Origin of the sequence: Plebeiibacterium sediminum, from assembly GCF_026013605.1 — a bacterium.
GTDB lineage: Bacteria > Bacteroidota > Bacteroidia > Bacteroidales > Marinilabiliaceae > Saccharicrinis > Saccharicrinis sediminus.
This window is the reverse complement of the sequence record NZ_JAPDPJ010000025.1, coordinates 1-14,762: the sequence shown is the minus strand read 5'-3', so window position 1 is coordinate 14,762 and position 14,762 is coordinate 1. Positions and strand designations below refer to the sequence as shown.

The 14,762-nt window shown below is 34.8% G+C and carries 11 protein-coding genes; 10 read left to right on the top strand and 1 reads right to left on the bottom strand.

Features of this window, described 5'->3' with window-relative positions; genetic code table 11:
* The first annotated feature begins 45 nt into the window (after window positions 1-45).
* Window positions 46-4,275, top strand: a complete 4,230-nt coding sequence (gene glgP, locus OM075_RS11845) for an alpha-glucan family phosphorylase (RefSeq protein ID WP_301190731.1) — start codon at window positions 46-48, stop codon at window positions 4,273-4,275.
* 113 nt (window positions 4,276-4,388) lie between these two features.
* Here the strand turns inward: glgP and OM075_RS11840 are convergent, their stop codons facing one another.
* Window positions 4,389-6,404 (bottom strand): alpha amylase C-terminal domain-containing protein, encoded by a 2,016-nt coding sequence (locus tag OM075_RS11840; protein WP_301190730.1) that lies wholly within the window; start codon window positions 6,402-6,404, stop codon window positions 4,389-4,391.
* Window positions 6,405-6,660: 256 nt separating this feature from the next.
* Here OM075_RS11840 and OM075_RS11835 point away from each other — a divergent pair, with 256 nt between their 5' ends.
* The 9 genes from OM075_RS11835 to OM075_RS11795 all read left to right on the top strand — a co-directional run bounded on the left by OM075_RS11835 (window position 6,661) and on the right by OM075_RS11795 (window position 14,532).
* Entirely contained in the window at window positions 6,661-7,923 is a 1,263-nt protein-coding gene (locus OM075_RS11835; protein WP_301190729.1) for a sigma-54 interaction domain-containing protein, read from the top strand.
* The gene (locus OM075_RS11830; RefSeq protein ID WP_301190728.1) at window positions 7,907-8,428 is read left to right on the top strand and encodes an LptE family protein; all 522 of its coding nucleotides are present in this window, start codon (window positions 7,907-7,909) and stop codon (window positions 8,426-8,428) included. The genes OM075_RS11835 and OM075_RS11830 overlap by 17 nt, the downstream gene beginning before the upstream one ends.
* 1 nt (window position 8,429) lies before the next feature.
* Window positions 8,430-9,380, top strand: a complete 951-nt coding sequence (locus OM075_RS11825; protein ID WP_301190727.1) for a tetratricopeptide repeat protein — start codon at window positions 8,430-8,432, stop codon at window positions 9,378-9,380.
* 20 nt (window positions 9,381-9,400) lie between these two features.
* Window positions 9,401-9,763: a preprotein translocase subunit SecG gene (gene secG / locus OM075_RS11820; RefSeq protein ID WP_301190726.1), complete on the top strand. Its 363-nt coding sequence runs from the start codon at window positions 9,401-9,403 to the stop codon at window positions 9,761-9,763.
* Between the two features lie 262 nt (window positions 9,764-10,025).
* Window positions 10,026-10,304 carry a co-chaperone GroES gene (locus tag OM075_RS11815; RefSeq protein WP_301190725.1) on the top strand — a complete coding sequence of 93 codons (279 nt, stop codon included), beginning with the start codon at window positions 10,026-10,028 and terminating at the stop codon, window positions 10,302-10,304.
* Between the two features lie 29 nt (window positions 10,305-10,333).
* Window positions 10,334-11,974 (top strand): chaperonin GroEL, encoded by a 1,641-nt coding sequence (groL, locus tag OM075_RS11810; protein ID WP_301190724.1) that lies wholly within the window; start codon window positions 10,334-10,336, stop codon window positions 11,972-11,974.
* Window positions 11,975-12,507: 533 nt separating this feature from the next.
* Window positions 12,508-13,083, top strand: a complete 576-nt coding sequence (locus OM075_RS11805) for a superoxide dismutase (RefSeq protein WP_301190723.1) — start codon at window positions 12,508-12,510, stop codon at window positions 13,081-13,083.
* 28 nt (window positions 13,084-13,111) lie between these two features.
* A complete protein-coding gene (locus OM075_RS11800; protein WP_301190722.1) occupies window positions 13,112-13,678 on the top strand; it encodes a nitroreductase family protein in 567 nt (188 codons plus the stop codon).
* A gap of 143 nt (window positions 13,679-13,821) precedes the next feature.
* Entirely contained in the window at window positions 13,822-14,532 is a 711-nt protein-coding gene (locus tag OM075_RS11795) for a peptidase associated/transthyretin-like domain-containing protein (protein ID WP_301190721.1), read from the top strand.
* Window positions 14,533-14,762: the final 230 nt, after the last annotated feature.

Here is a 14,762-nt window from a genome sequence, read left to right as displayed (position 1 = left end):
ACGGTGAGATACCGCAACTACAATTTATTATTCAAAGAAAAAATGATGCAAAATTATTTAAAGCCTGATTATGTTTTTGAGGCAAGTTGGGAAGTATGTAATAAAATGGGCGGTATCCATACCGTTTTATCAACAAAAGCATTAACTCTCGTTGAAAATTTTGGAGAAAACATAATATTTATTGGACCTGACATTTATTCAGGATCAAATAAAACTAGTGAATTTGAACAGGATGATAATCTTTTTCCTGGATGGAAGGATATTTTAAATAAAGAAGGGCTTCGTGTAAGAACTGGCCGTTGGAAAGTAGTGGGTAGACCCATTGCTTTGTTAATTGACTTTAGTACACTTGTTCCGCAAAAAAATGAAATACTTTCACGTTTTTGGGAGTTGTATAAAGTCGACTCTTTATCAGGACAATGGGATTATATTGAATCCGTGATATTTGGATACGCTACAGGAAAAGTCATTGAAAGCTTTTATAAGTGTTTTCTGAATGCAAATCATAAAATTATTGCGCACTTTAATGAATGGATGACTGGTAGTGGTGCGCTTTATCTTAAAAATACACTACCACAAATTGCAACCGTATTTACTACGCATGCTACTGTAATTGGACGCAGTTTAGCAGGAAATGGAGAGCCATTATACGATGAATTGCAAAACTTCAATGCAGATATAAGATCACATGATTTAGGAGTTGTTGCTAAGCATTCATTAGAAAAAAAATCAGCTCTGAATGCAGATTGTTTTACAACCGTTTCTGATATTACCGCAAAAGAATGTGCCCAGTTTATGGAGCGACAGGTTGATGTGGTTACTCCCAATGGTTTTGAAAATGATTTTGTTCCTCAAACCGAAGAATTTCATGAGAAGAGAAAAATTGCACGTGAAAAATTACGTGCAGTATCTGAATGTTTGTTAGGATATAAATTATCTGAAGATGCACTGTTTATTGCCAATAGTGGAAGATACGAATACCGAAATAAAGGAATAGATGTATTTCTTGATAGTTTGAAGCATCTTAATGAGGATGAAAACTATAAAAGAGAAACTATTGTATTTGTTTTAATACCAGGAAATAATTTCGGTGCCAGAAAAGATTTAATTGCAAAATTAAATGGAGAATCAGACCTGGAACTTGAAAATCCTTTCTTAACCCATGGATTAAATGACCTGGGTTATGATCCTATTATAAATAAAATACAGGATATTCATCTGAATAATGATGTTGATGATACTGTAAAATTAATTTTTGTTCCAGCCTACCTTAAAGGAGATGATGGAATATTTAATCTTCCATACTATGATATTTTAATAGGTATGGATTTAACAGTCTTTCCTTCTTATTATGAACCATGGGGCTATACTCCACTGGAAAGTCTGGCATTTTATATCCCTACAATAACTACCAGTCTGGCAGGTTTCGGAATTTGGGGAAGTCAGTACTCCAATGGAATATCAGATGGTTTAGGGATCATCGAGCGCAATGACCATAATATGGCAGAAGTGTCTCGTAATATTTCTAATACAATTCAGGAATATTTACTGAAACCGGAAAGTGAAATATTAGATATACGTATGAAAGCGCATGAACTTTCAACAAGAGTTGATTGGGGTGCGTTGATTAAACATTATTTTGAAGCCTATGATATTGCGCTTAGAGCTGTAGAAAACAGACGGACTCAGATTGATGTGGTAAAAAGAGAAAAAAGAATCCATGTTAAACCTGAAAAGTCAGCAATGCCAGTATGGAAGAAGTTGTTTGTAAAATCAAAACTTCCTGACAGAATATCTCATCTGGGAGATATTGCTCATAATTTATGGTGGACATGGAATTATCAGGCTTCTGAATTGTTTGAATTTATTGATCCGGATACCTGGGTGCTAACAGGACGAGATCCTATTAAATTATTAGAACGTGTTAGTTATGATTATTTAGTGGATCTGGCTCAGAAAACTGAATTTGTTGAGCGATTGGATCAAGTGTATTCCATGTTTCGTGAGTATATGGATCGTGAACCAAGTCAGGATCCTTCCATAGCTTATTTTAGTATGGAGTACGGTATAAATGATGTACTGAAAATATATTCAGGAGGCCTTGGAGTTCTGGCTGGTGACTATTTAAAAGAAGCCAGTGATTCAAATGTGAATATGACTGCAATAGGCTTACTTTATAAATATGGGTATTTCAGACAGTCTGTTACTATCAGTGGTGATCAGCAATCGAACTTTGATCGTCAGGAGTTTTCAACATTACCTATTAAGGAGGTGAAAAATAGTGATGGTACACCTTTGGTATTACAAATGAGTGCACCAGGACGAATTGTTCACGTTAGAATATGGAAAGCAGATGTGGGCCGGGTACCTTTATACTTAATGGATACAGACCATGAACTAAATACTGAAAGCGACAGACAAATAACACATAGTTTGTATGGTGGTGATTGGGAAAATAGATTAAAGCAGGAGATTCTTCTTGGAATGGGTGGAATTCAGTTGCTGGATACATTAAATATACAAACCAATTTATTTCACTGTAACGAAGGTCATGCAGCATTGATTAATGTATCAAGGTTGATCAAGTATGTAGAAGGTCAGTATAATTTTCCTGAAGCAATGGAGTTAGTAAGGGCTTCTTCATTATTTACAACACATACACCAGTTCCTGCAGGTCATGATAAATTCGATGAAGACTTAATAAGGGTGTACTTCCGACATATTCCTGAAAGACTGCAAATTTCATGGGATGAATTTATGGGATTAGGACGTGAAAATGTAAATGATCATCATGAAAAATTCTCAATGAGTGTTCTGGCTGTTAAAACTTCTATGGAAGTGAATGGAGTAAGTTGGCTGCATGGTGAAGTTTCTCGAAACATGTTTCAGGGGTTATGGAAAGGCTTGTTTACTGAGGAAGTCCCAATTGGCTATGTAACCAATGGTGTTCATTACGGAACCTGGACGTCAAGTGATTTCCAAAGGCTTTACGAAAAAGAATTTGATCCGGCATTTAAATACGATCTTTCAAACAAAGACTATTGGAGAAAAATACATGATGTAAGTGATTATGATATTTGGCAAGTGCGATTGGCGCTGCGTAAAAAGTTAATTGACTTTGTTAAAAACAGAATGGCCTCGAATATGGTTAATAGTCACTCTGATCCATCGCAGATTATTGAAGTTATTGATCAGATTGATGATAAAGCATTAACCATTGGATTTGCCCGACGATTTGCAACCTATAAAAGAGCTCATTTATTGTTTACAGATGAGGAAAGACTTTCTGAAATTGTTAATAATCCGGAAAAACCTGTTCAGTTCATTTTTGCAGGTAAAGCGCACCCTGCCGACGGAGGTGGTCAGGCACTAATAAAGCATATTGTTGAAATATCTAAGAAACAGCAATTCCTGGGTAAAATTATTTTCCTTGAGAATTATGATATGGAACTGGCAAAGAGACTGGTAAGTGGTGTTGATATTTGGTTGAATACACCAACCAGACCATTGGAAGCATCCGGTACCAGTGGTGAAAAGGCTGAACTCAATGGTGTACTTAACTTTAGTGTACTTGATGGCTGGTGGTATGAAGGCTATAGAGAAGGAGCTGGTTGGAGCTTAACAGATAAGAGAACTTATCATGATCAGCAATTGCAGGATGAATTAGATGCGGCAACTATTTATAGTATGTTAGAAAATGAAATTGTACCATTATTCTATCAGACTAATGAAGAAGGCTTGTCTCATGAATGGATAAAATTTATTAAAAACTCCATTTCAGAGATTGCACCTAATTATACAACCAAGAGAATGATGGACGATTATATGGCTAAGTTCTATAGTAAGATGGATCATCGTTTGAAAGAGTTAAAGACTAATGACTGCAAATTGGTAAGAGAAATCTCATCATGGAAACGCTGGGTGAAGTCGAATTGGAATGATGTTGAAGTTGTAAATATTGAAATGCCTGATATTTATGCGCACCAGTTGGGAATTGGAGAAACTTACCATATTAGTGTGGTAATTGATTTAAAATCATTGGAAGGTATAGATATCTCAGTTCAGGCCATATTTGCAGATGTTCAGGAAGATGGAACGGCTAAAATGTTGAGCGTTGAGGAGTTTAATATTGATAAAAAAGATGGTAGTAAATTATACTGCTCCTTAAATCACATGTTAAATATTCCTGGGTTGTATAACTTTGGAATCAGAATGTATCCTAAAAACGTGTCAATAGAGGCTCAGCATGAGTTGTGTTGCATCAGATGGATTTAATTGAGTAACTAAAGAGACTATTTTAAATAGTATTTGTAAGTAAATAGAAGACGGCCGGGAAATTGAATTTATAATTCCCCGGCCGTTTTATTTTAAACAAACTCTTATAGCTATTAATAAACGCTTTTAGGAGGTATTCTTTTTAAGATAATTGCGGTGCGAGCCGGAATGTATATTTTTAATTGATATTGATTTCTATCGTATGGCATTCTCTCCGGGTAATAAATATAGGATTCGTCAAGTAAACCAAAGCCTCCAAATTCTTTGTTGTCAGTATTTAATACGATTTTGTATTTGCCAGACTCTATAAAAATGCCATAATCAGTATAAGAATGTGTTGGCGAGAAATTGAAAAGCATCAAATAGTTCCCTCTTTTAAAGCACATGATTTGATCACTTTCATTTATGGCTACACCATAACAACTATCATTAGTAGCTAAATAACCATCTTTAGCCAAATCAATCATCGCTTTGTCAAATGCAGACAGGAATTTAAATTTTAAATCCTGATGATCCATTAAGCTCCATTGGCGTCGGGCGTATTTGTACGACCAGCCATTACCTTCTCTTGGAAAATCAATCCACTCCGGATGGCCAAATTCATTTCCCATAAAATTGAGATAGCCTCCATAAGAGGTGGTTATTGTTGCCAATCGGATCATTTTATGCAGGGCAATTCCCCTGTCAATAATTAAACTCTCAGAGTTTAGATCCATCTTGTCATACATCTCTTTATCAACCAATCTAAAAATGATGGTTTTATCTCCCACTAAGGCCTGGTCGTGTGATTCTGTATATGAGATAACTTTCTCGCCTGCTCTATGCTGACTTAATTCATGAAATATTTGCCCTACATTCCAGTTCTCATCACTATTTTCTTTAATCATCTTAATCCAAAAGTCAGGAACTCCCATAGATAGTCTGTAGTCAAACCCAATACCTCCGTTATCTATAGTCTCTGATAAACCCGGGTAACCACTCATGTCTTCAGCAATAGTTATGGCATTGTGATTGGTTCGATGGATGAGTCTGTTTGCTAATGTTAAGTATGTTAATGCGTCAATGTCTTCTGTATCATTAAAATAATCAGCATATGATGAGAATGCATATTCTAAACCATGGTGTAAATAGAGCATACTGGTTACTCCATCAAAACGGTATCCGTCAAAATGGAATTCCTGAAGCCAGTATTTACAGTTAGATAATAAAAACTGTAGCACCTGATCTTTACCATAATTGAAACATTTACTATCCCAGGCCGGATGTTCACCTCTGCCACCATCATGAAAATATTGATAAGAGGTTCCATCAAATTTGCCTAACCCTTCCACTTCGTTTTTAACGGCGTGTGAGTGAACAATATCCATGATCACTGCAATACCGTTTTTGTGCGCTTCGTTAATTAAATCTTTTAGCTCCTCAGGAGTACCAAAGCGTGAAGAAACAGCAAAAAAGTTTGACACGTGATAACCAAAACTTCCATAATAAGGATGTTCCTGAATGGCCATTAACTGTATGGTGTTGTATCCGGCTTTAATAATTCGGGGAAGTACATTGTTTTTAAATTCAGTAAAGGAATTCACCTTTTCTTCTTCAGAAGACATTCCGATATGGGCCTCGTAAATCAATATTGGATCAACAGATGGTTTAAAGTCCTGGTCTTCCCATTTAAAATCCTCTTGCGGAGTCCATACCTGAGCACTAAATATTTTGGTTTCTTCATCCTGAACTACTCTGTTTATATATGAAGGTAAACGAAGTCCATCACCACCTTCCCAAAACAGATGTAGTTTAAAAAGATCACCATGCTTTAAAGTGGTTTTGGGTATTTTAATTTCCCAGTTTCCATTATCTAATTTTGTAAACTTATACTGTTGGTCTGGTTTCCAATTACTAAAGTCACCTATTAAGAAAATCTCTTTGGCATTTGGAGCCCATTCTCTTAATAATATTTCGTTTCCTAAATCATTTAAACCATAGTAATCATATCCATTTGACATTTGATCAAGGTCACCAAAAATATCTTTAAGGTAGTCAAGTTTGTTATTGTAGTGTTTTATTCTTTCAATTATTGACGATTCAAAAGGTTTTAACCAGGGGTCATTTTTCACAAAAACGGGTGTATCCATAAAAATTAGGCTTTGTATGTTATTATTGTAAGACTAAGATACCAACACTATTTTTATTCAAATCATAAAATTGATAAAGATTTAAATATTTATTCTTAGATAGAATTGTAACTTTGTCAGTATTTACTGTTAAAATTGCAGTTTTGATTATTAGACCGCTTTGTTCGTTCGGCTAAATATTGAATTAACTAATTAAGAACTAGGGGTAAAAGATCATGAGAGAGATAATAATATCGAACAAAATATAATTTGTGATATGGAGATTCAAAATATTAAACAACGATTTGGGATAATTGGAAATTCTTTTGGATTAAACCGTGCCATTGATATTGCTGTTCAGGTTGCACCTACTGACCTATCTGTGCTGATTACCGGAGAAAGTGGAGTAGGTAAAGAAACGTTTCCTAAAATAATACATCAGTTCAGTTCAAGAAAACATGGTCCGTATATTGCAGTAAACTGTGGGGCAATTCCGGAAGGAACTATTGATTCAGAATTGTTTGGACATAAAAAAGGTGCTTTTACAGGAGCATTATCCGATAGAAAGGGATATTTTGAAGAAGCTGATAACGGAACCATTTTTCTCGATGAGATAGGGGAATTACCTTTATCAACTCAGGTTCGTCTTTTGAGGGTTTTAGAAGCTGGTGAATTTATAAAGGTAGGTTCATCAGAGGTTTTAAAAACCAATGTTCGTGTAGTTGCGGCTACAAATGTTCAAATGGAAAAGGCTACCAAGGAAGGAAAGTTCCGGGAGGATTTGTTTTACAGGTTAAGCAGTGTGCCAATTACAATTCCTCCGTTAAGAGAGCGTACTGAAGATATTCATTTATTGTTTAGAAAGTTTGCACATGATTTTTCAGAGCGATATAGAATGCCTTCCATTAAACTTCAACCGGAAGCTGTGGATTTGTTAACCCAATATCGTTGGCCCGGAAATATTCGTCAGTTAAAGAATATAACGGAGCAAATTTCAGTAATTGAAGAAGAGCGAAATATTTCGGCAACAACGCTTCAGCACTATATCCCATATCATACTGGTGATAATCTGCCGGCTTTGATGGAAAATCCAACATCAAAAGAAAGTTCTTTTTCAAATGAAAGAGAAATTCTGTACAAGGTTCTTTTTGATATGAAAAAGGATATGGGTGATTTAAAAAAGCTCGTGTTGGAAATGATTCAGCAAGATGGGTCTATTAATATCGATAGTGAACATGCTCAAATTATTCAAAAATTATATGATAAGGATGTGGATGTGTTTCATCATAACGACGACCCAGGCAGCACACCTCCGGTAATTATAAAAAATACGCCGTCGCGTAATACAGATATACATGAGGGGATTGAAGATACTGAAGAGTTTGTTGAGGAATCATTATCGTTGGAAGAAAAAGAGATTGAGTTGATTAAAAAAGCCTTGGATAAATATAATGGCAAAAGAAAATATGCAGCTAAAGATTTAGGTATTTCAGAGCGAACTTTATATAGAAAGATTAAAGAGTATGACATCAAAAGCTAAAATAGGTAAAGGAATTTTACTTGGTGCCCTTATGGCTCTGTCATTTGTGGCATGTAAAATAGAATTTACATTAAAAGGTGCTTCAGTGCCGGCCGAATGGAAAACGTTTTCTGTGCAGTATTTTGAAAACAGGGCTCCGTTAATAAATCCAACCTTAAGTCAGGAATTTACTGAAGCACTTAAGGACAGAGTGATTAATGAGTCGAAACTGGTGTTGGAAGAAAGAAATGCAGATATTGATTTTTCAGGTCAGATTACCGGATATAATGTTAAGCCAATGGCTATTCAGGCAGATGCAATTTCAGCAGAAACCAGGTTGACGATTACTGTAAAGGTAAAATATCGAAATTTTAAAGATCCAAAGCAAAACTGGGAATCATCATTTAGTGGATACGAAGATTATTCTAGTGATCGAGATATAAATGATGTTGAGAACGAATTAACAGAACTGATCATTGAAAAAATCACACAGGATATTTTCAATAAAGCTTTTTCCGACTGGTAGAATGAATAAAAGTAGTTTCGCTAAAATATTATCTAATCCTGATTTAGTTTCAGAAGAAACGTTGTCTTCGCTTAAGGAAATTATAGACGAGTATCCTTTTTTTCAGGCTGGAAGAATGTTGATGTTGAAGAATATGCATAAGTTAGATCATATTCGATATAATAGTGAATTAAAACATTCTGCAGTTTATATAGCAGATAGAACAAAACTGTTTTTTCTTTTAAATGATATTGGTACAGCACATGAGGAGCAAGGGGATAAACTTCCTATTGATAGAAAACAGGAGGTGGTTCAAACAGTGGCACCAACAGAACCTTTGGTATCCCAAGAGCCTGAAATAGTTCCTGAAAAAGAAGAGAAAAAAGAGGAGGTTGCAAAATCAAATGTTACTATTACGGATAATTATCTTAATGCGTCAGATGATTTTGTTGATGAAACCGGAAGTGCACAACGTTTCACATTTAGTAATCCGAATAGTGAAGTTATTAAGAAACATGATGAATTTGAGAACATTGTTTTGCCCGCTGCAGATTTGTTGGATTATGAATCTACAAGTTCTACAATTTATTCCTTACCGGATATAGATGAAGTTTCAAAAGTAGATCCCAATGAAAACAGGTCTTTTTCTGATTGGTTGCATATTATGCATTATTCCTCGCCGGAGGAACCTAAAGAAAATAAGGGAAAAGCAAAAGGAATGGATTTGATTGATAGTTTCTTAAGTCAGGATCCTAAAATTATTCCTAATGCCAGTAAAAAGCATAAAAACATAGATTTATCAGAGCAAAAAGAAGATAGTAATGAAGATATTTTATCTGAAACTCTGGCAAAAATATACATTAAACAAGGACATAAAAGTAAAGCTATTTCAATTTTCGAGAAATTGCGTTTGAAATATCCTGAAAAAAATGCTTACTTTGCACGTCGAATTAGTGAGTTAAAAGAAATTTAAAAATTAAATATTTAAAAGATATGTTTCAAGTAGTATCTGTACTAGTAATTATTGTAAGTATTCTTTTAATACTTATTGTGTTGGTTCAAGATTCAAAAGGTGGTGGTTTAGCCTCTAACTTTTCTTCTCAAAACCAGATTATGGGCGTTAGAAAAACAACCGATTTCTTAGGTAAAGCTACCTGGTATTTAGCAGGCGGATTGTTAGTGTTATCATTAGTTACTGTAATGGTACTTGAAAAACCAGGTTCTGGTGATGGTTCAGTTCTTGATGAAAAATTACAGCAAATTGAACAACCACAAAATGCATTACCATCATTCCCATCTGCATCAGGAGATGAGGCACAAAGTAGCGACGAATCAGCTGCTGAAACTCAGGAATAATATAACTCAACTATTATAGTTTAATGCCAGTATGTCATTCATACTGGCATTTTTTTTATCCCGCCTTTACGCTCTGTTTTTTGATCGTAATCAGGATCTTAAATATTCGAAAAAAATATGACAATCGTATGCTTCGTGTTTCTTGCATTGTGCAATATTGTCAGTTTTGTGCTGTAAAAAGTTCCGTTTTTGGTATTGGCACAGTTTATGACAAACCAAAGCCGAAAATTATAATATCGTTTAACTTTAAAAAATTAAAAATATGTCACAATTACAAGGAAAGATTCTTGCCGGTAAAATTTTGGTTAAGCCACAGGCAGCAGAAACAAAAACTGCAAGTGGAATCATTATTCCTGATTCAGCAAAAGAAAAACCTCTTCAGGGTGAAGTTGTTTTAATTGGGGCTGAAAAGAAAGATGAGAAAATGGAAGTAGCTGTGGGTGATGTGGTTCTTTACGGAAAGTATGCCGGAACAGAATTAAACATTGAAGGAACTGACTATTTATTAATTTCTCAATCAGACGTATTGTTTATTAAATAATTTAACGAACCTTATTAAGTAATAGTAAAATGGCAAAAGAAATTAAATTCAATATCGAAGCTCGTGATTTATTAAAACAAGGAATTGATGAGCTGGCAAATGCAGTAAAAGTAACCTTAGGTCCTAAAGGTAGAAATGTTATTATGGACAAAAAATTTGGAGCACCAGCAATTACAAAAGATGGTGTTTCAGTTGCAAAAGAAATTGAGTTAAAAGATCCTTATGCAAATATGGGTGCTCAAATGGTTAAAGAAGTGGCTTCAAGAACCGGAGATAATGCTGGTGATGGAACAACAACTGCAACCGTATTGGCTCAATCAATTGTTAATGTAGGTTTAAAAAACGTTACTGCAGGTGCTAACCCAATGGAGCTTAAAGCTGGTATTGATAAAGCTGTTAAAGCAGTAAAAGAAAGTATTGCCGCTCAATCACAAGAAATTGGTGATCACAATGAAAAAATTGAGCAAGTAGCTAAAATTTCTGCAAATAATGATGCTGAAATTGGTCGCTTAATTGCTGAGGCAATGGAAAAAGTAGGTAAAGAGGGTGTTATTACTGTTGAAGAGGCTAAAGGTATCGAAACTACTGTTGAGGTTGTTGAAGGTATGCAATTCGACAGAGGATATATTTCTCCATACTTTGTAACTAACACTGAAAAAATGGCTGCAGAGTTGGATAATCCTTTTATCCTTATCCACGACAAGAAAATTTCTACAATGAAGGATCTTCTTCCTGTATTGGAAGCTACAGCTCAAACAGGTCGTCCTTTATTAATCATTGCTGAGGATGTGGATGGTGAAGCTTTAGCTACTCTAGTAGTAAACCGTCTTCGTGGCTCATTAAAAGTTGCAGCTGTTAAAGCTCCAGGTTTTGGTGACAGAAGAAAAGAGATGTTACAAGATATCGCTACTTTAACTAATGGTACTTTAATTACTGAAGAAGTAGGTTTAACTCTTGAGCAAGCTACTTTAGATATGTTAGGAGAAGCTGAAAAAGCTACTTTAGATAAAGAAAATACTACAATTGTAAACGGAGCTGGTTCAAAAGAAGCTATCGACGCAAGAGCAGATCAAATTAAAGCTCAAATTGCCAACACAACTTCTGATTACGATAAAGAAAAACTACAAGAGCGTTTAGCTAAAATTGCTGGTGGAGTTGCTGTTCTTTACGTTGGTGCTGCATCTGAAATTGAGATGAAAGAGAAGAAAGATCGTGTGGACGATGCATTAAGTGCTACTCGTGCTGCTGTTGAAGAAGGTATTGTTCCTGGAGGTGGTGTTGCTTTAATCCGTGCTATCGAAGTATTAGAAGGATTAAGAGGCGAAACTGAAGACGAAAATACAGGTATCGAAATTGTAAAAAGAGCAATTGAAGAGCCTTTACGTCAAATTGTAGCAAATGCAGGTAAAGAAGGTGCTGTAGTTGTACAAAAAGTTAAAGAGGGATCTGGTGACTTTGGTTATAATGCACGTATCGATGAGTATCAAAACTTCTTTGAAACAGGAGTAATTGATCCTGCAAAAGTTACACGTATTGCACTTGAGAATGCAGCATCTATTGCTGGAATGTTCTTAACAACAGAATGTGTAATTGTTGATGCAGAAGAAGAAATGCCAATGCAAGCTCCTGGAATGGGAGGAATGGGCGGAGGTATGCCTGGAATGATGTAATCAGGAACTGCTGATTAAAGATACTTTGTATCTAAAATATATTATATAGCCAATGTGTTTATCGCATTGGCTTTTTTGTTATTACATATTGAGTAATTCCATGTTTCATCACGATCTTTATCTTATAAGCATTATTTCATGGTGTTGATATATGTATTTTCTGTATTTCAATAATCAGGCAACTCTGCGATGTTAAAAACAGTCTAATGTTTGATATATAATCTATCCTGTTTTTTTTATGCTCAAAGTAATCAATTCCTATATGTTACCAGGCTGAAACTTATGGCTGATAGTCCTATTTACTATTGTTTTTTTATTTGTTGAGTGTGCTGTAGCAGTTTTGATGGAGACTCTTATAATCGTTAAAATAATTTTTTATTATAAAACATTGTCGGTTAGATATTAAAGTAATCAAATGCGGAAAAAGGGAAAATATAAGCAAAAACAACCTATAATTTCCCTAGGAAATCGCTTACTATTTTTTAAATTTGTTAGGACGGATTTATATATAAACAAAAAAAACATTGTCAAACATGAAATTTGAATTACCTACATTACCTTATGCATCAGATGCATTAGAACCAGTTATTAGCAAAAAAACTATAGAATATCATTATGGAAAGCACCATCAGGCTTATGTAAACAATCTTAATAATTTGATTGCAGGAACTGAGTTTGAAAATGCAGATCTTGAAACGATCATTAAAAAAGCTGAAGGTGGTATTTTTAATAATGCTGCTCAGGTATGGAACCATACTTTTTATTTTACATCATTTTCTCCTGAAGGAGGTGGAGAGCCTACTGGAGCTTTAGCTGAGGCTATTACAAAAGCATTTGGAAGCTTTGATGCATTTAAAGAAGCTTTTAATAAAGCTGCAGCTACATTATTTGGTTCAGGATGGGCATGGTTGGTAAAAGATGCTTCAGGTGAATTGAAAATTGTACAAACAAGCAATGCTGCTAATCCAATGACAGAAGGATTAACTCCTGTCTTAACTTGTGATGTATGGGAACATGCTTATTATTTAGATTATCAAAATGTTCGTCCTGATTATATTGCCAATTTCTGGAAGTTGATAGACTGGAGTGTAGTTTCAGAGCGATACTAAGTTAATAATTGAAAAATCCCTTTTTATTATGCTTAAAGATCTAATCTTAAAAAATCGAAGTTACAGAAGGTTCTATCAGGATAAAGAAATTAGTTTGGATGAATTATCTGAATTGGTTGATTTAGCCCGATTGTCCCCTTCTGCAAGAAATGCGCAGCCATTGAAGTATATTTTATCCAATAGCCCACAAACAAACAGTGTTATATTTAAGCATTTGTCATGGGCCGGATATCTTCAGAGTTGGAATGGTCCGGAAGAAGGTGAGCGTCCTTCGGCATATATTATTATGGTGAATGATACTTCTATCTCCTCAAACTTTTTTAGTGATAATGGTATTGCTTCTCAAAGCATTTTATTAGGTGCTGTTGAAAAAGGCTTTGGTGGTTGTATTATTGGTTCTGTTGAGCGATTGCAGCTTCAGCGTGAATTGAATATTCCATCTCAGTATAAAATAGTGCAGGTAATAGCATTAGGTGTACCTAAAGAAGAAGTTGTGGTAGAAGAATTGGATAAGGATCATAAATATTGGAGAGATATTAAAGAGGTACATCATGTTCCCAAACGAAGTCTTACTGATATTATATTAAAGCTGTAAATGATACAAAAGATAAAGTTAAGATAGTTCGGTTTCCATATGGAAGTCGAACTATTTTTTTTATAGGTATATCACCTTGAATTGTCTTTTATTTCTGTGTATATTTAGAATAGGGTTGTATCTGTAATTATAAATTTATACAAATGAAACGATATATTTGGGTGTTATTGTTTGTCTTTTTTAGCAGTGCGTGGAGTAATGCACAGGTTACGAGAGATTCACTTTTGTTCAGGGGAGTTGTAATGGAAGGTGATAGTTTGTTTAGTTTGCCTTATGCTAAATATAAGGTGAATGATGACAAAGGTTTTATGTCAAATGAAGAAGGTCAGTTTTCTTTCTGGGCTAAAAGTGGTGATATAGTTCAATTTTCATATGTGGGGTTCAAGCCATTGTATGTGCAAATTCATGATTCATTAGCTAATGATAATTATTTAATGGGAATTTTTTTGAGTAGAGATACTATTGAATTATCAGAAGTAGTCATATTACCACAAAATATAAGTCCTGAAGCTTATGCCCGGAATATGCCTTTATTGAGTGATGCATCAGAAACGGTGGCACAGCATAATGTTGATATGTCCACTTACCAGGCCATAACGCAGCCGGTTACTGAATGGGATGCTGAAATGAATCAGAAGAATTTTTTGCAGGCCAGATCCAATGATGTGGCTTACAGAACACAGATTCAACCCAATCAAATGGTGGGTGTAAGTACTGTTTCTGCAAAGCAGGCTATCGAAAGGTCAAAATTAAGAAATCTTAAAAAGCCAAGGCGTTCCTATATCAGCTTGGCTGAATGGGAATATTTAATTTCATCATATCAGGAAAAGATTAGAAAGAAAAGTTTTCAATAGGATGTAAATAATTGATCTATCTATTTCAATTAGAGAGGCATTGAAAATTCTAAATCTGTTATTGTAAAAGAAGCGCCACCGGCGTGTTATCAATTGCCCAGCCTTTTCGGGCTGGGTAAATATGTTGGAATATAGATAAAGCACCAAAGGTGTGACGTGTTATTTAATTCTATTTTTTACCATTAGATATATGGTATAATCAGCAGGAATGAAACTACTCCCCATCTCTT